Source organism: Bacteroidota bacterium, assembly GCA_013360915.1.
Taxonomy (GTDB): Bacteria; Bacteroidota; JABWAT01; order JABWAT01; family JABWAT01; genus JABWAT01.
In genome coordinates this window covers 98,198-123,275 of record JABWAT010000002.1, presented here as the reverse complement: position 1 = coordinate 123,275, position 25,078 = coordinate 98,198, and the positions used below count along the sequence as shown (strand labels likewise).

Here is a 25,078-nt window from a genome sequence, read left to right as displayed (position 1 = left end):
ATCATCCCTTTTTCGAGTAATTAACCTGCATCAGAATCAGGTCGTCCCATGTCTCATCCGGTCTCCTGACAAATACTGCCCGGATTTTCCCGGTGAACGACCCAGGGACCTCCCGGCGAACCACTGCCTGAGCAAATTCAAGGTTCTGTTTATCTAATGGCAGCCTGTTTTCTTCGTGAATCGAGGCCAGCTTTGTGATCTCTCCCCGGTGTAACGAGATAAACACAGGAATTTTCAGGGCTGAATCTGATGAGGGTAGCGTTCCTGTTACGCTGGCTGGGGGGATAATCATTCCGGCCTCCCAGCTGTCAAAACCAACCTGCGATTTGAACCGGGATACTGAATTTTCAACCTTTTCATGTGATTGGGGTCAACCTTTCGAGTGATAATTGTTGAATTATGTGGGGTTATAAGTGAAAATGTGTGGAAACTTGTTGCCAAAGTTTTCATTGTTGCCATCCAGGTCTCCCCCGGTGGAGGGGTAACAGTTGGAACGTCTCCGATCAGATTAACCGGATAGTTATACTGGTCATCTTCAATCCCGGAAATCGACATATCAACCAGGTTTTTAATGGTTTTCAGTCTGAAGCTGGATTCTATGTCCTCAAATGTTTTTTCTTCGTAGGCCTTCTTGTCGGTCACCATCTGCCAGAACGCCATTTCAAGAATAATCACCGCCAAAACCTTATACTCAAATAAAACGTAATCCATGGCCGTGGATTTGATCACGTCCGCAACGGGTGTTGCGACAAGGCTGGGAGCGAATTCGTCAAACAGGGACCGAACCAGACGGTATTCCTGCGATTCTGATGCGGTGATCTGATCGGTTCTCGCGTATTTAATGCCGGTTTCCTCAAACTCGACACCGGGGATTTCTGCTGGTACTGCCTCGTACCCTTTTTTTGACAACATCCCGGCTGCTGCCAGCGCGTCAATGTCCCATGGGTTAAATAATACTTTCATTTCAGTCCCATTTCGGTTATAAACTGGCTTGGATATCCATGCGCATACAGCGTGCAGGAAACAATTGTCCGGGTGATCGCCACATACATTAACCGGCGCTCCTCCTCGATATTGGTTGCTCTGTCGCTTGGAAATACCCGGTCGGTTGCATTGAAAATGTGAACGCCTTCAAATTCCAATCCCTTGGCACCGTGAATGGTGCTGACCCGGACAATGGCTGCCTCGGTTTGTTGCTGCTCTGTTTCCGTCAGTAATTCAATCAGATCCACTTTTTTCTTCTGGATGCTGGTCACCATGGCTTTTCTCATGGCGGAAACAATGGCCTGAACATGACCAGCAAGCTCGGGCTGTCCTGCTGTTGCGAACATTTCCCGGAGAAAGTCCAGCCTGGCCTCCGTGTCCCCGGAAAACAATTCCGGCCACTCGGCCTTCATCATTTCGATCTCACCACCATACTTCCGGCTCCGGACGTAAAATTCCACCTGGTCGAAGGCAGGATTAATTAACCGCATGGCCTTTGAACAGGTCTGGTCAAATAACTCTGACTCCAAAACCTTCTCGGCAAAATTTAACAGGGCCATTGCTTCCGGGTTGGCTCTGCGGTCCATTGTTTCAATCATGGCGATTCCGTGAGAGGAGAGCGCTCGTTTTACAGCTTCCATGTCACGGTTTGTCCGGGTCAAAACAGCAATGCTTCTGTATCCGAGTCCGATTTGCGAAAGGATCTGTTCGCACAACTGGTCGAGCAAACGATACCACGATTGTTGGTCCAATGAATCCGCGGTGATTACCTGGATGCTTCCCGCTACTGCATCCTGTTTGGGTTGGATGGTTTTTTCTAACCGGAATTTGTTATTCCAGATCATTTGGTTTGCTGCGTTAATCACCGACACCGGGCACCGGTAACTGACGGTCAGCGGGAGGATTCTGGCTTCATGGGCAGATGCGAATTCAATGGCCTGCTTTGGAACGGCCGATCTCCATTCATAAATGGATTGGTCGATGTCTCCGAAAACAAGGACTTGTTTAACAGTCTTAACCATCAGTATTTCTTCAACCAATTGCCATTGGTCGAGACTGCTATCCTGAGCTTCGTCAATCAAAACATGGGAATACCTGAATCCTGATGGGTGTCCCGCGATCATTCTGGTTACCATTGGGATCAGGTCATCAAACCGGATCAGCCCGAGTTCAACGATTTCGGCCAGTAGTGGTTTGTGGTGATTGGGGTGGTTTTGTCTTACCCACTCCAGGTTGATCCTTTTGTTCTTAATCTGGATCCTTCTGGCCTGATAATATTCAGCGATAAGAACCTGCTCGGTTTCTTCATCTAATACGGATGGGATGATGCCCATAGGGTATTTTGAAATACTCCGGAATTGCTCAATGTTCGAGTGGATGTACTGTAGGGCAAATGCGTGATAGGTGAATACCTGCGCTTTTGCTCCGACCTTCTTCCGGATGTCCTCAGCAGAATGCTGATTAAATGCAAGGATCAGAATGGATGGCTTGGCCTCCATCGCTACCGTCCGGAGGGTTTTCATCCGGATTGTGTGGGTCTTCCCACTTCCCGGACCGGCGATTGCGAAAAGCAATCGGTCGTCTGCGGTAATAATTTGTTCCTGAAGCGGAGAGATACTCATTTTTTTTCCTGCATTAAAAAAGGGGTCTGACTGGCACCTGCTACATATTTCACAGGACTTTCGTACAATTGCTTTCGGGTTGTCACAGGTTGGACGACTTCCCGTCAAAAAGAACAATCCAGTCAGACGTTGCTCTCCGGCAGGGGGTCGAACCCTTTTGCCCCTTACTGGCACCGGAGAGTTTAACTTATTTCTGATAAACTCCCACAATCGGAAGGTTGAGCGAAAGGACGGTTTCCAATTCACCTTTTAGCGCTTTTTCCCGTTCGTTATACAGGATTTCTGCCAGTTCCGGGCTTTCCAGATAGAAACTGAAATCCCGTTCCCTGATTTCCATGTTTACTGCGACCAGAAACGACATGGGGTCGTTGCCAGCGATAACCGGGAATTTCAGAGTGAATTCAATGGGTTTGTACTCGGAAACGATTGCATTCCGTGTTTCCTTTGACCCGTTGACTTCTTTGTCGTTCACGATCATCGCTGAGTATTTTGCGTTTGTCTGATTCAGGGCAGAGATGAGTACCAGATAGTCCGGTTTCGAGCAAAAGAAATGTGGGCGGATCCTGACAAATTCAAGCAGGGTCGTTTTATCCCAGAGCTTCTTGGTGTTGATTCCCCATTCCAAAAACCGCTCGTCCAGAATGACTTCCTGTTTGATTTCCAGGCCACCAACCGGGGCTGACGGATCACCATCAAGGACCATTGTCCCCTTTGCGCGGTTCACCACCAGAGTGGCCCCTTCTTTAATGAACTTGTGATTTTCCTTAATGGCGAGGAATGCGGAGATTGCTCCGATCCCGACACCGGTAATCACAATCTTCTTCGGGTGTTCTTCCGGGAGCGCTTTCCCCTCGCGGATGATCAGGGTTTGCACTGGTCGGTCTCCGAGATTGATGTTGTATTTTGCTGGTTCTTCCATTTGGTTATCCTTCGATTGCTGGTTTGAATTGGAAAATCATGCCCTGAGCATTCTGCTCGGCAAGGGTGAGTGGACGGCTCCATACCACTTCTGCGGTTTCAATGTGCAGGTAATCCATTCGGTTGTTCACATAGTCTGGAACCAGACCAACGGTAACTTCTTCCTGGATACCCTTTTGCTTTAACTGAGGAAATAGTTCCGAGACGACTTCCTGGTAAGGTTCCGCTTCCGCTTTAAAGACTTCATCGGAGGCTTTTTTGCGCTCCTTGATGTCCTGCAGTTTCAGAGAGGCTTCTGTAAAGCGCTCCCGTGCTTCGTTCATTTCCGCGTCTGTAAAGGCACGGAAACGGTTTGTTTGCTCAATCCGGAGCGCAATACTCCGGATATCGGCTTGTGACATGTGGCCCTCCATTTTAGGCTGTGAGTTTATTCAGGTAATCAGTAGCAGACAGGTCCCCGAGTTGGTGAACCCGGATATGGTCAGACCGCCATTTTCCCCGGCTTCCAGCGATCAGAATGTTGCTGGCCTTCAGGCTCTCAACCAGAGAGACCAATACCTGTTCATTCCGCTCATCAATCACTTCCAGGTTGTCCATGATGATTGCGGAATACCCGGAGATATTCAGTGCGTCAATGAAGCAGAAGATCAACATTAACCGGTGGGCTGTGTTGATTGTCTGAAGGGTGACGATCTCGCCATTCTTAACGATGGCTGGGCGAAATACTTCATTCTCACGGCTGTCTGTCATTTCGATAGTGAACGCATACTCGCTCAGACCTGCGTTGTTCAGATAGCCATTTACCCGGTCAATAAACGGCCGGATGACGTTTTTAAGCAGATCACCCTGAAATCCCTTCGGTCCGATGGCTTGACTTACTATTTTATAGGCCCGGCTTTTATCAATACTGACATTCGACTGCTGAAGAGTCCGCATTTCGAGTTCTTTGTTCTGTTCCTGACGGATCCGCTCATCGATATCCCGGTTTATCTGTGCCAGCTTGGATTCGTTATCCGAGATTTTGGCATTCAGATCCACCAGACCATCAATCTGAGGAATGGCGGCCAGTTGTTTTTGCAATTCACTGATTCTGACTGCTGCCTCAGCTTTCACGGATGCAGTTTTGATCAGGTTGGCAAGGCGGGTATATTCCTGATCAGCCTCGTTATAGGATTCCTCTGTCTGACGCTGTGTCGGTAACAGGTCGTTGATCTCTGCTTCCAACTGACCAAACCGGATGACAGACTCATTTACTTTCTGCTGATCGATTCCGGACAATTCCGTTTCCAACGGTTTAATCTGGTCCTGAATAGATGCGATGTCTTTCTCTCTCCGCTGGTTCTCCACTCGGATACGCCTTGCCCGATCCAGGTCGATTTCGAGCTTTCTGCTGCGACTCTCTATTCCGGAGAGCACACCATTGGCAGCTGCCATCTCCTTATTGCAAGTCTCCAACTCCTCGGAATACGAATCCTTCATTGCGCGGAAAACCTCGACCGATACGGAGGACTTACAAAGAGGACACTGGCCATGCTCGTCATGACTGAGAGCAGACTCAATGGCATCAGTGTATTCGCGGATCACCGCAATCCGATCGGACAGGACAAGTAACTGGTTTTTGCAGATTCCCTTCGCTTGGGCTTCTTCTGCAATCTGCGCTTCAATCGCCGGAATGTCCGGTATGGGCTGTGTCCCGGCCTGTATGTCGCTGATCGCTTTTTTGTGGATATCAATCCGGTCTGTCAGCGAACGGATCCGTTCTGCCAATCTGATATTTGAGGTCAGATGGTCCATTTCAGACCGGATTGCATCAGTTTTTGCCCGGAGTTCATTCAGGGCATTTGCCCTCTCCTGGCGAACTATCGTCACGTCACTGAACTGTCCATCAATATCCTCTGGCAGTTCGGTCTGATCGTCAAGCGACCCGGAAAGCCGGCTGATTTCCTGCTCGATCTCCAACCGGCGCTTTGCGTTGGATTCCATCACCGCCTTATCTTCTTTGGCGGACTGAATCACCTGCTCAATGGACCGTTTTACCTCCCTCAGCGTTTTAAGCTGGGTCGCAATCTGGTCTTTTTCGTGGGAGATTTCACTGATCTTCTCGGCAGCATGGGTGGCTTTTTCTGCCTCCAGCGCAAATTCATTCGCCTTGGCGCGGATGGCATCTGCGGTAAAACTGACCAGATCAAGCGGAGACCGACCGGTGTTGTCCGGGAAGTTTAGAAGGAAATCCTTCTGAATTTCTTCCATAAATGGGTTGACTGCACCGATTGAGCCATCTGCATTCAGCGTTTCAACCAGCGCATTCCACATGGTCTCCCGGGTACATTCCACCGGGAAATACTGCAGAAGGTATTCCCTCTGCTTTGAATCAGATAGGGAGTCAAAGAGAGAGAAGTCAAACCCGATCAGGTTTCCACCGATTTCAGCCTGAATCCGGTTTTCCCTCTCTACATTGGTGCGCTCACCTTGTTTTGGGTAAACATCAATCTCCTGGCTGATTTTCGGCTTCCGGTCCCGTCCATACGACCGACTGAACGTCCGGCGCACTTTGAACCCGTTATCAAACTCCACCTCAACGAAAAACTCATTGATTGCCGGGTCCTGCGTTGCGAGATCCCACAGTTGTTTTTCGTTGACCTTACCGACTTTCCCTGTGATGGCAAAGCGGAATGCGTCAAGGACCCGGCTTTTGCCGGATCCGTTTGGACCGTAAAACAGGTCCTTTCCGGATAACCGAACTTCGGTCGGGGTCCGGCTGCTGTTCCAGTTTTTAAACCGGACTGCGATTGCTTTCATGATTGGCCCTTCTTTCTGAAATAATTCCGAGTACAAATCCGATCACCACCGAAATGGTGACCACCAGTACCGTTATCACGGCTTAACCTCTCCCCAGAGGACTGCGATCTCACTGACCGTCATTTCGTCCAGCGTTTTTCCCGCCCGGTCCAGGACGGCCATCTCATCCAATACGGTGAGGATGTTGGCTTTGAATTCCTTTTTCGTCTTAGGTTCTGCGTGTGGGTAGGCTGTCGGCTCCGTAATTGGTTCTGGTGTGATTTCTTCTGTGGTGACATCCGGAACAGCGTCTTCGGTCAAATCGGCACGATCTTCCACTTCATGGGTGGTCTCAACCGTGACAATCTTCCCCTCAGCCACTTCGTGTCCTTTTTGCAGTTTATCGCTCAATTCTTTGAGCTTTTCATCTGTTACAACGGTCTTACTGGCATAAACCACCAGTTCACCGACTGCATCTTTTTTGGTTTCGGAGAGAATTTTGATTGCCTTGGCAGCAATCGCCGGGTGTGCCGCAAGAGCGTTTCGCTCGGCAATATTCATGACCATGCCCTGAATGTGCTTCTGCCGGTTGGTGTACTGCTCGATGGCCTTGATGAGGTCGCCATGAGCGGTATCGAAGTGAATACCCATTTCTACCGGAAATTGGATGGTTGGAAGAAATCCCATGGTGGATTGCTTAACGCCTTCGACTTTGATTTGTTGTCTCTGGCCGTTTTCCCAATTAGTGATTTCGGTGGTCCACTTTTCCGGACAAGCATCTTTCGGCCCGATCACCCCCACCTTGGGGTTTTTCTTGATCACGGCCAGGATATCCTGAGCAAGGACGTTTGCCATATTGATATAATGAATCACGTCCGTGATAACCAGCTGACCGGTCGGACTGTATCCGATTGCCAGCGCACGTCCCCAGATTTCCCGGACGTACCCATAGGTGTCGTACTTTACAAACGGATTGGTTCCCATCTCTGCATTGACCGTTTGTGGTTTAATCACATTGAGGCCTGCATACTGATTGGCCCGGCGATAGCCCGGAATGGTTGGAACCAATTTACCTTCGATCATCGCGCATTCGCCATACCGCTCCCGTAGTTCTACCCGGATTGGAAAGCAGTGCTGCCGGGCATTGGCAAATGCGCCATGAATCGGGAAACCCAACTCTTTTCCGGTCGTTGCGTCAATGACGACCATCGGTGTTTTTGGGGTTATCTCGCGATCCCCCACTTTGATCGGCAGGTACCTTTGGACTGCCGTATTAGCTCCTGACATTGTAAACCTCCTGCGTTATAATTTGTCGGGATTGTTGAACAAGTTCTTCCAACTCAGCGCTTCCACCATCTATCTCGGTTACATGCTCATGGTGTTCCAGTAAGTAGGTGGCTCTGGCAACGGGACTATTGATCATATCACTCAGAACAATGAGTTCTTCCGTTGACCTCGGAGAAGCGGGGATATGTCGGGTGACTTCCCAGCTGGTGAAAGCAAAGACGATTATCAGAAATGTACTTATTAATATCGTTTCCATTGACTACTCCCCGCCTTTTTATGTTCTTTGTGGTACCGGCAAAAGAGCCGGATTATACAATGGGACCGAATTCCCAGCCTGAACCGGCTGAACAGGGGGCCTATATGAAAACTTCTCGCGAAGCATATCTATGCTATAAAGAGAGACCGACCCGACTCTCCTTTTCGTTTTCAGGATGTCGACAGGCACCCTTTTTCTCCCGAGTAAAGCCAGCACCTCCTGCTCAGTTAAATCCCGGTTCGACGAAAGAATTCTATCAATCTCAGCAGGATCAACGAACTTCATTTGGCCACCTCTCTGATTTTTTTGTCAACAGAGGCCCTCATGGATTTAATGACTATCTCCTCTTGGAGAACCTGATTGGTTATGTCCAAAAGGATCATGTCTGATTCATTCTTGATCATGTTTCGGATGCGCTTTCCATGGAAGAACTTGTTGGTTCGTTCATGGTAAATCCCTTGGATTTTTCGGATAACCCGAGGGGGGATAGATTTTGGTGATGTGTCCATTGTAGTAGTCATTTGTTACGATACAATGATAGCATTTTTATAGTATCGTAGCAAATGTTAATTGCTAAAATATCTACTTGTTACTATTTATTATAATAATTTAATTGCAGGAGAGTGGCATGTCAGTTGTGAGCGCAAGAAATTTCCTTACGATCATTGAAGAGCGGTTTGATGGGGTAAATAAAAAGGCAGAACGTGCCCTGGGGATGTCCCTAAACAGCATCCCGCGTTATTTGCCTGCGAAAAGTCCAGACGCACCAGAACCCCACACACCATCTGATCGTATACTAAAGAAAATCCTTGAGTTGGGGTATTCCTTGAACTGGTTTCTTTTTGACGTTGGGCCGTCATTGATTACAGCTGGTAGTGATATAAGTCTGCCTGGAATGATTCGGATGGTTCCGGTCAGGCTTGGTGGAACATATTTAACAAATTGTAATAGCCAAAGTTTCATAAACGGGCTTGCAGTGTACCGGATTCCTGGTATTGAGGATAGTAACTTGCATCGTCTGTTTGAGGTTTTTGGGGATCACATGGAACCCGGAATTTACTCCGGGGACTGGGTGGTTGGAAAAAAGGTCATAGACTACTCCAGTATCCGTTCGGATGCCCCGTATGTAATTGTAAGCTATACGAAGGGTGTTGTGGTCCGGAATGTGGTGAACCGGTTACAGGAGAATAAGATGTTGTTTCTCCGGACCGTTAAGGCAGTTGAGGGGTCTCCCGGTGATAGCGTGGTTAATCTTGGTGATATAATCGAGGTCTGGGAGGTGGTGACAATTATCACTCAGCGACTGCCGTCATTTTCTGAGGTTGCTGGTCGGATAGCGGAGATCGAAGGCGATTTGCAGGAGTTTAAGCGCCGGGTGGCTCAGGCCATGGCAACGTATTCTGGGGATCAGTCCATATTTGATAAGTTACTGAAATGACAGGGAATGTAATTGTTCAGAAACGGGCCGGTCGGCTGTATTTCCAGTTCAGACTGAAGGGGAACACAATCCGGCAGATAACCAGCGGAGTTACCCTGAGTTCATCGACACAGAAACGTGTCCTGGCCGAAACAGAGCAGGCGCTTAATGCACGGCTTCGCCAGGGGCTTCAGATGTTGGAATCTGGAAAGATTTCACCGGTGGAGCTGGATGAGTTCCTCCGGAGATCCGGGGAATCTATCGGTCTGACCAAACCAGCACCGGTTTATGTGGCGAAGAACGGATGGCTGGCATTAACGTCCGAGTGGTTCCGATTCTATTCCGGAAACCCTGGGAATTTGAAACATTCTGTTGCATCTATAAAAGAAGCCCAGACCGCAATCAGGTATTTCAATGAGTTCTGGGTGGACTATGCGATTGCAGGAAAGTGGTTCTCTGAGCTGGACCGCCACAACGAACCGGCAGTTATCACGTTACTGGGATTCCCTGTCGAGCAGATATCTCACAAAGTCCTGCAGGCATTTATTGATTGGATGTCACTGAAGAAAACCGCGGGTGGAACCCCGTTCCGCCGGCGGACGATTGAGATCAATGTCAATAAAATACGGACCTTCTGGCGATGGGGGATGGCAAACGTCACCCGCCTGTCGCACGGATTTGACTGGCCCAGTCACTACCCGTTCTTTCAGCTGAAATACCCGAGAATTATTGTTGAACGAGAAGCGGTCAAGCGGTTAGAGAGGCACCAAAACTCTAAGAGCTTCTATCCGGAAGAACTGGCGATTCTCATGGATTACATGCGGGTTCACCGGGCACGTCCCTTTATCGACTGCTGCATGCTTGCTGTCTTTACCGGTGCATCGCTGATCGATGTGTGTAAGATGCCACGGTCTGCTGTTAATCTTCAAACCCGGAAACTGACGTATTTCAGACAGAAACTGGTCCGGAGTGATGGGGTGCCAAAACTGGTTGAGATTCCGCTTGACGATTATCTGGTCGGATTCTTCTCTGATTTGCTCTCCCGGTACTCTGGCAACTCTCTCATTCATCAGCCGGACGGTAAACCGATAAACAAACACAGCCTGAGTCATGCGGTCTCAGAATCGGTCAGGGTGGTCCTCCCTGGCCGCGCTCTGGCCTTTGGTTCATTCCGTCACACATTCATCACCATGAGCCTTGCAGCCGGAATTCCGGTCGATCAGGTGGCAAAAATGGTAGGCAATAGCCCGGAGATTGTTTTCAAGAATTATGATCACAATCAAGTCAGTGGGCCTAACATGACCACCATCCGGACTGAAATGCTGTCCAGGCTTTCATTTTAGCAGTTTTAGCCTAAGAATACGGGCCAATCTAAAATCTGGTGAGAAAGCGGTGAGAAAAATTGGTGAGAAAAATCAAGGACAGGACAGATCGATTGATCGATCGCAGAAACAAAAAAGCCCCAAAACGGGGCTGATTTGAGGTTTTTTCGTGTGCACCATCAAGGACTCGAACCTTGGACCCACTGATTAAGAGTCAGTTGCTCTACCAACTGAGCTAATGGTGCGGATGCTTACTCTTGTGGGCCGGGTGCAACAGGAGCCGATTGCTGAGGCGCTCTGTTGATAAAGGATTCATCCGCTTCTGTACCGCGCGGAATCATGTAGTTGGAAAGAATGCAGAGAACTGCAAGAGCGGCTGCCAGAAACGTGGTCGTTTTGCTGAGCAGATCGGCCGACCGGCGGACCCCGATCACAGCAGAAGCACTCGATCCGAAGGCAGTACCGGCCAGGCCACTACCCTTCGAACTCTGAAGCAGAATCACCACAATCAGAAGGAAAGCCAGAATAAGGGAGAGAACAACCACAAATGTATACATACCAGTCTCCGTTTTAGTACACCCGTAGGGATTCGAACCCCAAACCTTCTGATCCGTAGTCAGATGCTCTATCCAATTGAGCTACGGGTGCAAATCGATCCGTTTTCCGCGGATTTTGATTTAAGGACTACAAAGGTAGGGAACAGGAAGGGCTAATGCAAGGGTTTTTGAACTGAGTTCGGGTTGATTCTGAAGCCTTTCCGGTCGTACTTTCCGGCATGAAACCGAAATCTTTTGAATTCCGGCTGGACCGGACCGCTTTTTCCAAACAGTCACTGGAAGAAGCCGACCAGTCCAGGGAGTGGTGGCTGACCCGTTCGGGTGAAGAACGGATCGTGGCCGGACTCTTTCTGACCTACCTCGCCTACGGAATCGACCCCGAAAACCCTCCCCCTTTAGACCGGACTGCCTTCCGGGTTGAAAAGCGATCCAACCAACTGCCAGAAAGATCTGGAACACCTGATCTGATTACGACTTGATACTGTTATTATATACAGTATATTTGCTGTATGAAAAACATCGGTCACCTGAAAGTGAAGTCGTTTTACACACGACTGATTGAGCAGCGGCACCCCGACTGGCGCGGTCACCCGATTGTCATTGTGGGATCCATGCAGCAGCGGTCACCGGTACTCGCGCTTTCCGATGAGGCCCGCCGGCAGGGCGTGGTGACAGGCCAGCCCCTTCACCGGGTTCTGAGCCGGATGCCCGATGTGAAAGTGGCCCTGGCCGACCGTGGATTGTATCAGAAAGCACTGGATCAGATCCGCATCACCCTGTCACGTTACTCTCCCGCCATCGAACTGGCCAGTTATTCCTCAAGTTATATCGATCTGACCGGAACCCGCAGGCTGTGGGGACAACCCGAATCGCTGCTGCTGAAAATTGAGCAGGAACTCCGGTCCGGACTCGGGCTGCCGGCCGTGGGCGGACTGGCCATTAACAAATTGGTGAGCAAGGTGGCCGCCGATGAGGCTTTCCGGCATCAGGAGTCGATCCTCACCGTTCGGGATGGCGATGAAAAACCCTTTCTGGCCCCGCATCCCGTTCACATTCTGCCCGATACCGCACCCGATATCCTCGTCCGGCTTCGCGATCTGAACCTGCTCATTGTGGGTGATGTTCAACCCGTCGATCCCGCCTACTTCCGGCGGCTTTTCGGGGTGGCCGGGACCCGGTTGTATCAGTACGCTCAGGGAACCGATGACCGGCCGGTCACCCCGGGACAGAAGGAACTCTCACTCACCGAAAAGATCGTCTTTCAGGAACCAACCAATGATGGTGAACGCATCCGGCTGTATCTCATGGATGGCATCCACCGGTTATGCCGCACACTCCGCAGCCGGCAGCAATCGGCTGGTCTCTTCCGGCTGAGCGTCCAGTTTGCCGATCATCAGACCGATCACCGGCAGATCGGATTCCCCGACGGAGCCTTTCTGGAGCGCCCCGTGTATGATCAGCTGGAACGATTGCTCAGCGGCATCCTTCAGCGGCGGATTCAGGTTGGACTGATGGACCTCACCGCCACACGCCTCTTCCGGACCACCGAGCAACTGCTGCTGTGGGATCACCGCGACATCACCCGCGAGGAAAAGCTCTTCACCGCCATGGACCGCCTGGAAGGCAAGTACGGCCTTCAGCTTGTCCGGTTTGCCGGTGTGGCTTGAAATGGCGATCAGATGGCTGCATTCAGATCATCAATTAACCCACCTTTCCATCACCATCCGGGGTGTTGACAAAACACGGCTGACTCAGTCAGAAAAACATCCTGCCGGAAATGAACGAAATTGAACTCGGGTATCAGCCAATGAATTCTCTGACAAACCATTTTCTTTTCTCTGCCTGATAATACAATTGAAAGAGTGCCCATCGTTCTGACCATCTTACATCCTCCCCAGCCTCCCCGCTTCCGGTGACTCTATTTTCCGGTTTCTGCGTCCAATCCGAAATTTAAATTCCTAAGGATATTGTATGAAAGTTGTCATTATAGGAGGAGTCGCCGGGGGCGCTTCCACTGCAGCCCGACTTCGCCGGATGGATGAACATGCCCGGATCATCATGCTCGAAAAAGGCCCCTATATTTCCTATGCCAATTGCGGATTGCCCTACTACATCGGCGAAATCATCCCGAAACGGGATAAATTGTTCGTCCAGACTCCGCAATCCTTCGGCAAACGGTTTAACATCGATGTTCGGGTGCTGTCGGAAGCGATTCAGATTGACCGGCAGGCTAAAACCGTTACCATCCGGGATCTGAAAACCGGGTCAGACTATACAGAAACCTACGACAAACTGGTTTTATCGCCAGGTGCGGAACCCGTCCGCCCGCCGCTTCCGGGAATCGATGATCCGCAGATTTTCACGCTTCGTACTGTTTCCGATACCGATAAAATTAAATCCTATCTCGATGAAAATCCGGTAAAACGGGCGGTGGTGATCGGTGCCGGATTCATCGGCCTTGAAATGGCAGAGAACCTCCATCATCGCGGATTGGAAGTGGCTGTGGTCGAAATGGCTCCTCAGGTCATGACACCGGTCGATTTTCCAATCGCATCAATTGTTCATCACCATTTCAGAGAGAAAAAGGTAGGATTGTATCTGAATCAGGCAGTCAGCCGGTTCGATCGTGTTGGCGGAAATCTGATTGTAACCCTGAACAGTGGTGTTCAGCTTCCTGCCGATCTGGTTATTTTATCCATTGGTGTCCGGCCCGATAGTCGTCTGGCTGCAAACAGCGGGTTGGAACTCGGTGTGACCCGTGGAATTAAGGTAAATGAGTATCTGCAGACCTCCGATCCGGATATTTATGCGGTGGGTGATGCCATCGAGTTCGTGAGTCCGGTAACCGGAAAACCAACGATCACCTATCTGGCCGGACCTGCAAACAAACAGGGACGCATTTGCGCCAATAACATCGTTACAGGAAATACAGAACGTTATAAGGGATCCATCGGAACAGCTATTGCGAAAGTCTTCGATCTCACAGTAGGAACCACTGGAGCCTCCGCTGCACTTCTACGCCGGGAAGGAATCGAATTTGCCGAATCCATTACCCACTCCGGATCCCATGCCGGATATTACCCGGGAGCCGATACACTAACTCTGAAGATCAATTTTGATCCGGTTACCGGTCGGTTACTTGGTGGTCAGGTGGTTGGAAGGGATGGCGTCGATAAACGGACCGACCTGTTGGCTTCGGTGATCCGTACCGGCGGAACCATCGCCGATCTGACCGACATTGAACATGCGTATGCCCCACCCTTTTCCTCGGCTAAGGATCCGGTAAATATGGCCGGATTTGTTGCCGAGAATATAATGACCAGGAAAATCCAACCCATCCAGTGGGATGAACTGAAATCCATTCTGGATTCGGATACATCCGTTCAATTGATAGATGTTCGGAGTCCATCTGAAGTAGCTGGTGGATCTATTCAGGGAGCAGTGAATATTCCGGTGGATGATCTCCGGAATCAGCTGGACCGGATTTCGAAGAATAAACCAACGGTCATTTACTGTGCAATCGGACTCCGTGGATACCTGGCCAGCCGGATTCTGCTCCAATCGGGTTACTCACACGTCAGGAATCTGTCGGGTGGATTTAAAACCTGGGATATGGTAACCTGTGAGCAATCCAATCCGGTTGAGTGGGAAGCAGAAGTGTTGGTGTAAGGACAATAACCAATCACCGGACCCCGAAGGGATTCCGCTTGTCCGGACCCCGAGTGCCGAATCCGGTGGCTGAGGCGCTCGAAGCCACAAGGATGAGGTGCTGAAAGTCCGGCACTGACAGATACCGAGGGACCCGGTTCCCGTGTGCCGAATCCGGTGGCTGAGGCGCTCGAAGCCACAAGGATGAGGTGCTGAAGGTCCGTCACTGACGGATACCGAGGGGCCCGGCGATGTTTGAATTTCAAATCGCCGCTGTGTGCATTTCTGGTCATCTCGATACGACTCACTTCGTTCGTCACCAGATGACCGATACATTTCCACACCCGGCAACCGATCTTCCTTCACATTGACTTTCTCACCGGATTCTGTTTCATTTGTACTGTAATTTTTTACAGTATATGTTTCCACTTTTAAATATTCATTCCAATTTTTCACTGGGGGCTGGTGCCAGCCGCATCGAGGATCTGTGTGCCCGGGCGGCCGAATTGGGCTATTCCACTCTGGCACTGACCGATATCAATAACCTGTATATTCAGTTTATCTACCGGGAAGCGGCCCGTGCCTTCGGGTTAACCACCATGACAGCCGCCCACCTGAAAGATGCCCATCAGGAAGTATCGGCCTATGTGACCAGTTCATCCGGATTTTCCAATCTGTGCACGCTCATCTCCCACATGAAAGAAACCCCCGGCGCCAATCTGCGTCTTCTGCTTCCCTCTCACGCCGACGGACTTATTTTCATGACGCCGTCGGTGGAACTGGCCGAGTTTCTGGCCATTGAAGGCGGCATCCGGGAGGTGTACCTGCAGGTGGATTCCTGGCACATTCCCATGCTGAAACTGCGACGGGCCCGGAAAAACGGCGTGCGCCCCGTGGCCGCCCATCCGGTCTATTTCTGCCATCCTTCCGATTACCACCGGTACAAAGTCCTCGCCGCTATCCGCTCAAATAAGACCCTGTCGCAACTGACTGCCTCCGACCTGATCCCGGAAGCCGGTTATCTGATTCCGCCCGATGAATTCGCAAAGAGGTTCGACATTCTGCCCGATGCCCTCGACCATCTGAGCGATATTGCCTCCCGCATCCGCTGGAGCTACCCGGGGGGTGAGTGGTTCAAGCCCCGGTATATGGGTCCGCCCGCCATGCATCCCTTCGAGTATCTGCGTGAGCTCACGTATGAGGGGGCCCGCCGCCGCTACCGGGAACTGACCGAACCGATTATTGACCGGATTGAGAAGGAATTGCGGATTATCGAGGCCAAGGGTTTTTCAGAGTATTTCCTGACCGTCCATCAGATTGTGAAACAATCGGCTTCGCATTGCGGTCGCGGATCGGCAGCGGCCAGTATCATCGCCTATTGCCTGAACATCACCGATGTGGAACCCATCCGCCACAACCTGTTTTTCGAGCGGTTTCTGAATATGCGACGCGACGATCCGCCCGATATCGATGTGGATTTCTGCTGGGATGAACGGGATGACATTCTCGATTACCTGTTCCAGACGTACGGAAAAGAGTACTGCGCCATGGTGTGCAATCACGTGCTGTTCAAAGACCGGATGGCCATCCGGGAAGTGGCCAAGGTGTTCGGAATCCCCGAAATGGAGATTCAGCAGTTTTTCCATCGGGTCCCCGCCTTCTCGGCCTATTACGCATCTCACGTGCTCGATGAATACAAACGCTCACCCGAGGCCGCCGGAATGGCCGAACAATGGCGCCAGATATTGCTTATCGCTTCGGAAATCATCGGATTTCCCCGCTACATCTCGGTTCATGCCGGTGGCTTTGTCGTTACCACCAAACCCATCCGGACTCACGCCCCGCTGGAACCGGCACCCAAGGGGGTGGCCGTCCTGCAATGGGAAAAGGATCAGACCGAAGATGCCGGACTGATCAAAATTGATGTGCTGGGAAACCGGTCCCTCGCCGTCATCCGCGATACCCGCCGGACGGTGTACCAGCACACCGGCCGCCTCATCGATTTTGAGACCATCGATATTTTCACCGACCAGAAAACCCTCGACATGCTGTCCAATGGAAAATCCATGGGGGTGTTTTATGTGGAATCGCCCGCCATGCGGCAATTGCAGGAGAAAACCCGCCGTGGCGATTTCGATCATCTCACCATCCACAGTTCCATCATCCGGCCTGCGGCCAATAAGTTCATCACCGAGTACGTCCGCCGGCTGAAAGGAGGCACCTGGGAACCGATTCATCCGCTGCTTGCCGATCAGCTCAGCGAAACCTATGGCATCATGTGCTATCAGGAAGATGTGATCAAAGCCGGAATGACACTGGCCGATATGGATGAGTACGATGCCACCAAACTGCTGAAATCGCTCAGCCGGAAAAATGACAATGAGATGAAAATCCGGTATAAACAGGCCTTTTTTGATGGATGTCTGCGGAAGGGACTCACGCCGGAAAAAACCGATGAAATCTGGGAAATGATTCACAGTTTTGCCGGGTACTCGTTCAACAAACCGCACAGTGCGTCGTACGTGGTGGTTTCCTTCCAGTCAGCCTTTCTGAAAGCCCACTTCCCGGCCGAATTCATGGCGTCCGTCATTTCGAATCAGGGCGGATTTTACTCGGCATTCGGCTACATCTCAGAAGCCAGACGGATGGGAATTCAGATTCTGCTCCCCGATATCAACGCCAGTCAGTACGAGTACACCGGCTATACCGTTCCCCCGGTCACGGCCACCGACGGTGTGCATGAACAACCAGCAGCCTACCTGAATCCGAACGGGCGACCCATGCAACCCTCGCCCCAGAAAAATGGAATACGATACCCGATTCTCCGGGTCGGACTCATGCAGGTCAAAAGCCTCACACGCGAAACCACCGTCCGGCTGCTGGGTGACCGCCAATCGAAGGGACCGTACCAGTCGCTGGTTGCGTTCATTGACCGCATTCAGCCCCCACTCAGCGATGTTCAGTTGCTCATCCGGGCCGGATGCCTCGATTCCATCGCCAATGGAAAAACCCGGCCCGAACTCATGTGGGAAGCCGAGCTGCACTATTCGAATCATCAGGTTCAGGTAGGTGAATCCTTCGATCTGTTCGATACCGGTGACCTGCCCGTGCCTTCCACCCCGCAGTATCCCTACAGCAAAGTCATCGAGGATGAAATGCTCACGCTCGATTTTGTGCTGTCTGTTCATCCGTTAACCCTGTTCAAACCCAAACTGGAATCACTGCGCCACGTGCGTGGCAAGGACATGGGGTCACACATCGGGAAAACCATCACCATGGTCGGCTGGATGATCACCCGGAAGGTGGTTTACACGAAGGACGATGAACCCATGCAGTTTGTCAGTTTCGAGGATACCACCGCCATTTACGAAACGGTTTTCTTTCCGGAAGCCTACGCCCGGTTCTGCACCATGCTCAGCACCGTGAAACCCTACGTTCTGCGTGGAAAAGTGCTGGAAGACTACTCGGCACTGACCCTTCAGGTGGATCAGGTCAGTTTTCTGTGAAAGACCGATGAAAATCAACTGGTCTGATTTACAAACCAGCCCTTAATCGATATTTTTATCAGAAACAAGCAGGAGGACACACCATGCACCCGATCATTCGTCCCGGTCAGGAAGACACCCCACCCTATGGATGGAAATACATCAATCTGCTTCCCGGCACCGACCTGCATCATGAACTGATCAGAACCCGGGATCTGACAGTGCAGGTGGTGAATGGCATTCCGAGCGATCAGGGCCATTTTGCATATGCAGAAGGAAAATGGACAATCGGGGAACTCATTGCTCACGTGTCGGATGCCGAGCGGGTCTTTGCCTACCGGGCCTTGCGATTCAGCCGCCAGGATACCACCGAATTGCCCGGATTTGATGAAGATTGGTATGCCCCCCGGTCTCATGCCCGTCACCGCACGCTGGATGATATCCTTCATGAATATGTGACCATCCGGTCAGCCACCCTTTCTCTATTCGGCTATCTGACCGATGAAATGCTCGATTTCCGGGGAAAGGCCAACAAGGTGGTGTATACAGCCAGAAGTCTCGGCTGGATGGTTGCCGGTCACAACCAGCATCACATCAACATCCTGCAGGAACGGTATCTGGCTGCAATGAAGTAACGGGAAACAGGTGATTGGTGATTGGAAAAACCCGGACATTGAAGGATTCGAAAAACCCGTTGGCTGAGCCCCGATGACATCGGGGAAGCCATAGTGTTTTTACCGTGACGGGTAACGAGTGACGAGAGACTACTAGTGATTCATGATTGGAAAAACCCGGATCCCTGGTGATCCCACTTGCGGGATATCTGAAAGTCCGGCATGACAACCTTCCGGCATTGAGAGTTTTTCCCGCCTGTTTATCATTCCGTATTCTGACTTCTGAATTCTGAATTCTGAATTCTATTTCCTGACTTCTTTACTTCAGATACTCCGCCAGCCAGTCAAAGACCGTATCATGCCATTGTTTGCTGTTGTGCGGTTTCAGAATCCAGTGGTTTTCATTGGGAAAGTAGAGGAATTTTGAGGGAACTCCCATGTATTGCAAGGCAGTGAAATATTCAAAGGCCTGCGATTCGGGAACCCGGTAATCCAGCGCACCGTGAATAATCAGGGTCGGAGTTTTGAAGTTCTTCACATATTCACTTGGTGACCATTTCTTATACATTTCGGGGTTTTCCCAGGGTGCTCCCCCGAATTCCCAATGAGGAAACCAGACTTCTTCAGTGGTTCCGTACATGGCCGACAGGTTATAAACACCAGCATGGGAAATGAGGGTTTTAAACCGGGTGGTGTGGCCCTGAAACCAGTTCATCATATAGCCTCCATAACTGGCTCCGGCAGCGGCCATCCGGGTGGTATCCACCGGGTAACTGGCAATAACTGCATCCAACCCTTTCATCAGGTCCACGAAGACCCGTCCTCCCCAATCCTTTGAAATGGCATCGGTAAAAGCCTGACCGTAGCCGGTTGAACCGGTCGGATCGGGCAATGCGACAATGTATCCCTGTGCAGCCCAGGCCTGCGGATTCCATCGGTAGGACCACGAATCTCCCCAGGAACCTTGCGGTCCGCCATGAACCAGATAGACCAGCGGATACTTTTTCCCCTTGTCATATCCGGGAGGAAGCACTACCCAGGTGTGATTTTTAATTCCATCTCCTCCATCAAACCAGAGTCTGTCGGGTTCTTTGAGATCAACGCGGGACAAGACCGGTTCATTGATCGAGGTCAGGGGTTTTACCTTCCGTTTTTTCAGGTCCAGTTCAAATAATTCGGCAGGTGAAGTGGTTTTACTGGCCGAATAAACGATCCGGTCTGTACCAGCAAACTCAAAATGAAGCATGGTCACCTGTTCCAGAATCAGATCGGTAAACCGGCCGGCAGGATCGACGCGGTAAAGGGACCGGTAGCCCTGATTATCAGCCGTGAAATAAAGAAACTTGCCATCAGGAGACCAGGTCAGATCACCAGCAGACCGATCAAGGTTTTGGGTAAGGCTGCGGCTTTCGCCTGACTGCAGGTTTCTGACCATTACTTCATACCGGTCAGCTTCAAAACCGGGTCTCCGCATCGCCAGCCATGCCAACCACTTCCCATCGGGAGAAACCACCGGGTTGTTATCATTTGCCTTGTTCACTTCGGTCAGGTTTACCTCAGATTCGATGGAAAGCGGGCGGTAAAAGACATCATTATTCGTCGACCAGGCAACCTGTGGTTCTTCATTTTTTACAAAGAAGAATGAACGGCCATCGGGAGAAAAGGAAAAATCCTGTGCTCCGCCCAGATCAATGGGGGGTGTATCATAATCACCGGGGGTAAGGTCACGGTAACTTTTTTCCTGAAAATCGAAATACCAGACATGGGACCGTAGGCCGTTTTTAAAACTATCCCACACCCGGTATGGTAACCGCTCGAATACTTTACCGGTCGATTTTCGCTGATCAGCCAATGCACTCAACCGTTGATTACAGGTATCGGATGCACAGTCCGGATACACATCCGAGGAAAAGGCCAGGCCGGTTCCGGTGGGATTTAAAAGGAATGAATTCACTCCCATGGAAAAGTTGGTGACCTGACTGGCAGATTTTTCCTTCAGATCCAACGTGAACACCTGAGTGGAACCCGTCCGCGTGGAAATAAAGAAAACCGACTTCCCGTCCGGATGAAAAACCGGTTGGAAGTTCGATCCCTCCCCAATGGTCAGTCTTTCCTCTTTGCCCGTTTCCAGGTTCAGCAGGAACAAGTCATTCACGATCCGGTTCTCAGAAAAAAACACCTGACCGAGAGCATACACCACCTGCCTGCCATCCGGAGAAACGGAAAAGGCTCCTAACCGCTTCATTTCCATCATGTCCATGACAGTCATGGGGCGCTTTTGAGCGATACCAGAAAGAGCAATGAGGGTTGAAATCAGAAAAACAACCACACGGAGGATCATGGGAAGTGTCCTTTCAGTCAATACAAATGAGTTGGAGGTCAGCGAAGAATATCCTGAACCGAGTGATGGGCCAGCCAGCGACCGCGGGAGGCAACCAGAGAAATCGGCACAAGAATGCCCTGTTTTCGCATGGATTCCAAAGCGTTTTCAATGTCTTTGGGTTGCCAGTTAAACAGAGCCTGAATACGCTTTTCATTGGAAATGATCTGGACCTGAAAATACTTTTCCAGAATTTTTTCTCTGGCTTGGTCTTCGGTCAGTGTTTCAATGATGGGTCCGACATGTTCAAAATGGGAAACGACCAGATCCCAGATGGATGTGAGAGGATGTTCCTGTCTTCCAATTTCCACAATGTACATTTTCCGCTCCAGTTCCTGAAGCGATTTATCAAACACTGGCCGGATGTACTTGCCGGTCGACTCCATCTTCTTCCGCAGGTTGATCGTGGTAATCGGGTGGTCTTCCATAATTGAATCCAACACCCGTTTTTCTGCTTCAGAAATGTGTTTATGAACGAAATTTTCCCATGAACTGTCGGTGTTGCCGACATTGGCATTCAGGATAAAAAAGTAAGGAACATACTCAGGTGAGATAAACGTCGGCTGCTTTTTGATAAACTTACCGAAAAAGGCCTTCCGGTTCTGAGGAAGCCGGTCCTTCAGTCCCCAGGTGAAGATCACATCCTGATCGGAATCAATGGAAGTTGGCAGATCGGGCTTTCGTTCCCCTTTCAGAGCATTCCAGATGGAAGGCAATTCGGAAAGCTCGGTTTTGAACGCCATACAGAACCCGACACTGTGGATAAAGTCCACAGCATCCTGTTCATTGCGGATGGCAAGGGTTTTGGTTCGTCTGAAGGTTTGATCCCGAAGTTTTTCGAGGTAATCTTGCGAGATTTTCAGAGCCATGAACGGTTGGATTCTTTTTTTATATGCATTTTGGTAAATTAAAATAGTAAATTATGAATAAAATCCCAAGAGCTTCAGTTATTACCAGACGACTGCCCGGTATCCTGGTTCTCACCTTTTTGTTTTCGGCAGGTGCACGTTCGCAGTCATTCGAGTCTGCATTCGATTCAGAGCCGGTTTATAACTGGATCGGCGCAGGAATGGCACTTTCCACGGTTGCCTCGGATCGCGATCTGGTTGGGTTGTCAACAGAAGCATCCCCGATCCTGGGCGTGCTGGAAGGTCAGTTTCATGGAACCAGGTTCGGGTTTTTCCGTGGATCTCATGACTCGGATTCGGGCAGATCCTCCTTTTTATCCGGACTGGCAGGCCTGAGACTCACCGAGTTTCAACTGTTGAAAACCCGCGGTCTCCTGGTTGTCCCGATGGAAGTATCGAGCCGTTTCACCCAGTGGAAACGTCCCGGAGACAATCCGGAAACCCGTCTGAACGGTTCATCGATTGAACTGGTGACCGGCCTGGGAATGACCCGGTCTTTTGATTTTGCTCAGCTTTCTGCCAACTGGCTGGTCTCTGCCGGACTGGCCTTTCAGGAGCTGACCGATTATAATGGAACCCTCAGCGCCACTTCCTTCCGCATCGTTCTGGCTTTTCCCGATCTGTATGGTGAATTCGGATTGGCCATTGGCGGATTTGGCTCTTATGAAAAGTGGAAATTTGAACGTGATCCCGGTGATTTTAACCTTTGGTACACCGGATTAACTGCAGGAGTATGCTGGTAATGCGAAAACAGGAACTGCTTACGGAGCTTGAAAAACTGGCCACCGATCTGGGTTACCGGATCCGGTATGAGTTCGGAGATTTTTCGGGTGGAAATTGTGTGCTGAATGATCAGAAAATGATTCTTATCAACAAACGGATTCCTCCCGAGGCCCGGATTGTCATTCTGGCGAGAATATACAGCAGTATGAATCTGGAGTCGGTGATTATGAAGCCAGCGGTCCGCGATTACATCGAGGATGAAAAAGCCCGTCTGGCTATCACCAAAAAATCAGAAACAACCCTGCCTGAAGAGTAAACGTCTATTCGACTGTTACCGATTTGGCAAGATTCCTCGGCTGATCCACATTACAATTGCGCATCACAGCAATGTGATAGGATAACAGCTGAAGCGGAATGCTGGTCAGAAGCGGGGTCAGGGGTTCAATGGTATTGGGAATCCGGATCACATGTTCAGCAAGCCGGTCAATCTGATCATCCCCTTCGGTTGCGATGGCGATCACCTTCCCTTTCCTGGCCCTGACTTCCTCAATATTGGATACCACTTTATGATATGTGGAATCTTTGATGGCAATAAACACAACCGGCATGTTCTCATCAATAAGGGCAATCGGGCCATGCTTCATCTCAGCAGCCGGATAACCTTCCGCGTGGATATAAGAAATCTCCTTCAGCTTAAGAGCGCCTTCCAGGGCAACCGGGAAATTATAACCCCGGCCCAGATAGAGAAAATTCGCCGACAGATGGTATTGGTGGGCGATTGATTCAATTTCCGGATTCAATTCAAGCGTACGACGAACCAGATCGGGAATATCCCTGAGAGCCTGAACAAACTCCCGCCTTTTGTTAATTTCGAGTCCGGTATACGTACCAAGCAAAAGCGCAATCTGCGCCAGCACAGTGACCTGTGCGGTGAATGCTTTGGTTGAAGCCACTCCGATTTCGGGTCCGGCATGGATGTATACCCCGCAATCGGTCTCTCTGGCAATGGTGGATCCCACTACATTGACAATGCCAACGACGAGAGCGCCTTTTGATTTAGCCTCACGGGCCGCAGCCAGGGTATCGGCTGTTTCTCCGGACTGTGATATGACAATCACCACATCATCCGGATAGATGATCGGATTCCGGTACCGGAACTCGGAGGCATATTCCACTTCAACAGGAATTTTTGCGTATTCTTCCAGCAGGTACTCACCAACCAGAGAAGCATGCCAGGAAGTCCCGCAGGCAGCAATCAGGATTCGTCTTGCTCTCAGCAACCGCCCCAGATGCATGCTAACCCCGCCTAACCGGACGGTCAGACCATCATAATCAATACGGCCACGCATCGAATTGAAAATCGACTCGGGTTGCTCAAAGATTTCTTTCAGCATGAAATGAGGATATCCACCTTTTTCGATCTGATCCAGATCATAGTTGATGGTATCGACGGTGGCAGGTAATTGCCTGTTGGACATGTCACGGACCGAGTAGGTTTCGCGTGTAAGGACTGCCATCTCACCATCATTCAGGTAAATGACATCGCGGGTGTGTTCAATGATGGCAGAGGCATCTGAAACGGCGAAATATTCACCATCTCCAATACCCAGAATCATCGGACTGCCCTTTCTGGCAACCACAATTTTCTCGGGATCCCAGGTCGAGGTGATCACCAGTCCGTAGGTACCGGTAATTTCGGTGAGCATGACTGCCACAGCTTCATCCAGTTTCAGATGCGGATTAGCGGTATGAATGGATTCAATCAACTGAGCCACCACTTCCGTATCGGTCTCGGACCTGAATTGGTGGCCTTTGGCGATTAATTCCTTTTTCAGAGTGGCATAATTTTCGATAATTCCATTGTGGATAACTGCAACCGTGCCGGATGTATCCATGTGTGGATGGGCATTGGTGTCGTTGGGTTGCCCGTGAGTAGCCCACCGGGTATGCCCGATTCCAAGTGTGGAAGTCAGATCAGAACGATTCAGAGTCTGTTCCAGATCAGAAACTTTTCCCTTCTTTTTACGGATGGTGATTCCCCCATCACGATACAGAGCCACACCGGTGGAATCATACCCCCGGTACTCCATCCGCTTCAGTCCGGTCAGAATCACATCAAGGGCATTTTTCTGGCCAATGTATCCGATAATTCCACACATGGTAAATCCGAATTAGGTGA

Annotated in this window: 20 protein-coding genes and 2 tRNA genes; 9 read left to right on the top strand and 13 right to left on the bottom strand. The window is 50.5% G+C overall.

Annotation, left to right across the window (positions count from 1 at the left end):
* Position 1 precedes the first annotated feature (1 nt).
* The 7 genes from HUU10_04175 to HUU10_04145 form a co-directional block, all read right to left on the bottom strand.
* On the bottom strand, positions 2-292 hold the full coding sequence (locus tag HUU10_04175) for a hypothetical protein (protein ID NUQ80787.1): 291 nt from the start codon (positions 290-292) through the stop codon (positions 2-4).
* On the bottom strand, positions 289-963 hold the full coding sequence (locus HUU10_04170) for a hypothetical protein (GenBank protein ID NUQ80786.1): 675 nt from the start codon (positions 961-963) through the stop codon (positions 289-291). The genes HUU10_04175 and HUU10_04170 overlap by 4 nt, the downstream gene beginning before the upstream one ends.
* The gene (locus tag HUU10_04165) at positions 960-2,606 is read right to left on the bottom strand and encodes an ATP-dependent helicase (protein NUQ80785.1); all 1,647 of its coding nucleotides are present in this window, start codon (positions 2,604-2,606) and stop codon (positions 960-962) included. The genes HUU10_04170 and HUU10_04165 overlap by 4 nt, the downstream gene beginning before the upstream one ends.
* 187 nt (positions 2,607-2,793) lie before the next feature.
* Positions 2,794-3,525 (bottom strand): hypothetical protein, encoded by a 732-nt coding sequence (locus tag HUU10_04160; protein ID NUQ80784.1) that lies wholly within the window; start codon positions 3,523-3,525, stop codon positions 2,794-2,796.
* A gap of 4 nt (positions 3,526-3,529) precedes the next feature.
* A complete protein-coding gene (locus tag HUU10_04155; GenBank protein ID NUQ80783.1) occupies positions 3,530-3,925 on the bottom strand; it encodes a hypothetical protein in 396 nt (131 codons plus the stop codon).
* Between the two features lie 13 nt (positions 3,926-3,938).
* The gene (locus HUU10_04150; protein NUQ80782.1) at positions 3,939-6,323 is read right to left on the bottom strand and encodes an AAA family ATPase; all 2,385 of its coding nucleotides are present in this window, start codon (positions 6,321-6,323) and stop codon (positions 3,939-3,941) included.
* Positions 6,324-6,398: 75 nt separating this feature from the next.
* On the bottom strand, positions 6,399-7,589 hold the full coding sequence (locus HUU10_04145) for a hypothetical protein (GenBank protein ID NUQ80781.1): 1,191 nt from the start codon (positions 7,587-7,589) through the stop codon (positions 6,399-6,401).
* A gap of 884 nt (positions 7,590-8,473) precedes the next feature.
* On the opposite strand from HUU10_04145, the gene HUU10_04140 reads away from it, so the two are divergent.
* Both HUU10_04140 and HUU10_04135 read left to right on the top strand, forming a co-directional pair.
* A complete protein-coding gene (locus tag HUU10_04140; protein ID NUQ80780.1) occupies positions 8,474-9,283 on the top strand; it encodes a hypothetical protein in 810 nt (269 codons plus the stop codon).
* Positions 9,280-10,605, top strand: coding sequence for a hypothetical protein (locus HUU10_04135; protein NUQ80779.1), 1,326 nt, complete (start codon positions 9,280-9,282; stop codon positions 10,603-10,605). Before HUU10_04140 ends, HUU10_04135 begins: the two co-directional genes overlap by 4 nt.
* A 151-nt stretch (positions 10,606-10,756) precedes the next feature.
* Here HUU10_04135 and HUU10_04130 read toward each other — a convergent pair.
* From HUU10_04130 to HUU10_04120, 3 genes are all read right to left on the bottom strand, one after another.
* Positions 10,757-10,829, bottom strand: a tRNA-Lys gene (locus HUU10_04130).
* Positions 10,830-10,835: 6 nt separating this feature from the next.
* Positions 10,836-11,141 (bottom strand): preprotein translocase subunit SecG, encoded by a 306-nt coding sequence (gene secG / locus HUU10_04125; GenBank protein NUQ80778.1) that lies wholly within the window; start codon positions 11,139-11,141, stop codon positions 10,836-10,838.
* Between the two features lie 17 nt (positions 11,142-11,158).
* Positions 11,159-11,232, bottom strand: a tRNA-Arg gene (locus HUU10_04120).
* A 127-nt stretch (positions 11,233-11,359) separates the two neighbouring features.
* On the opposite strand from HUU10_04120, the gene HUU10_04115 reads away from it, so the two are divergent.
* From HUU10_04115 to HUU10_04095, 5 genes are all read left to right on the top strand, one after another.
* Positions 11,360-11,620, top strand: coding sequence for a hypothetical protein (locus HUU10_04115; protein ID NUQ80777.1), 261 nt, complete (start codon positions 11,360-11,362; stop codon positions 11,618-11,620).
* Positions 11,621-11,650: 30 nt separating this feature from the next.
* Positions 11,651-12,808, top strand: coding sequence for a hypothetical protein (locus tag HUU10_04110; GenBank protein ID NUQ80776.1), 1,158 nt, complete (start codon positions 11,651-11,653; stop codon positions 12,806-12,808).
* Between the two features lie 304 nt (positions 12,809-13,112).
* Positions 13,113-14,810, top strand: coding sequence for an FAD-dependent oxidoreductase (locus HUU10_04105; protein NUQ80775.1), 1,698 nt, complete (start codon positions 13,113-13,115; stop codon positions 14,808-14,810).
* Between the two features lie 398 nt (positions 14,811-15,208).
* Positions 15,209-18,295: a DNA polymerase III subunit alpha gene (locus tag HUU10_04100; GenBank protein ID NUQ80774.1), complete on the top strand. Its 3,087-nt coding sequence runs from the start codon at positions 15,209-15,211 to the stop codon at positions 18,293-18,295.
* A gap of 83 nt (positions 18,296-18,378) precedes the next feature.
* Complete coding sequence (locus HUU10_04095) at positions 18,379-18,909, top strand: DinB family protein (protein ID NUQ80773.1); 531 nt, start codon at positions 18,379-18,381, stop codon at positions 18,907-18,909.
* A 298-nt stretch (positions 18,910-19,207) separates the two neighbouring features.
* On the opposite strand, the gene HUU10_04090 is transcribed toward HUU10_04095, so the two are convergent.
* Together HUU10_04090 and HUU10_04085 are read right to left on the bottom strand one after the other, a co-directional pair.
* The gene (locus tag HUU10_04090; GenBank protein NUQ80772.1) at positions 19,208-21,229 is read right to left on the bottom strand and encodes a S9 family peptidase; all 2,022 of its coding nucleotides are present in this window, start codon (positions 21,227-21,229) and stop codon (positions 19,208-19,210) included.
* Between the two features lie 38 nt (positions 21,230-21,267).
* Positions 21,268-22,137 carry a hypothetical protein gene (locus HUU10_04085; protein ID NUQ80771.1) on the bottom strand — a complete coding sequence of 290 codons (870 nt, stop codon included), beginning with the start codon at positions 22,135-22,137 and terminating at the stop codon, positions 21,268-21,270.
* A gap of 53 nt (positions 22,138-22,190) precedes the next feature.
* Here HUU10_04085 and HUU10_04080 point away from each other — a divergent pair, with 53 nt between their 5' ends.
* Positions 22,191-22,919, top strand: a complete 729-nt coding sequence (locus tag HUU10_04080; GenBank protein NUQ80770.1) for a hypothetical protein — start codon at positions 22,191-22,193, stop codon at positions 22,917-22,919.
* The gene (locus HUU10_04075; protein ID NUQ80769.1) at positions 22,919-23,215 is read left to right on the top strand and encodes a hypothetical protein; all 297 of its coding nucleotides are present in this window, start codon (positions 22,919-22,921) and stop codon (positions 23,213-23,215) included. The genes HUU10_04080 and HUU10_04075 overlap by 1 nt, the downstream gene beginning before the upstream one ends.
* A 4-nt stretch (positions 23,216-23,219) precedes the next feature.
* Here HUU10_04075 and glmS read toward each other — a convergent pair whose 3' ends face one another.
* Positions 23,220-25,058, bottom strand: a complete 1,839-nt coding sequence (glmS, locus tag HUU10_04070; GenBank protein NUQ80768.1) for a glutamine--fructose-6-phosphate transaminase (isomerizing) — start codon at positions 25,056-25,058, stop codon at positions 23,220-23,222.
* Between the last annotated feature and the right edge of the window lie 20 nt (positions 25,059-25,078).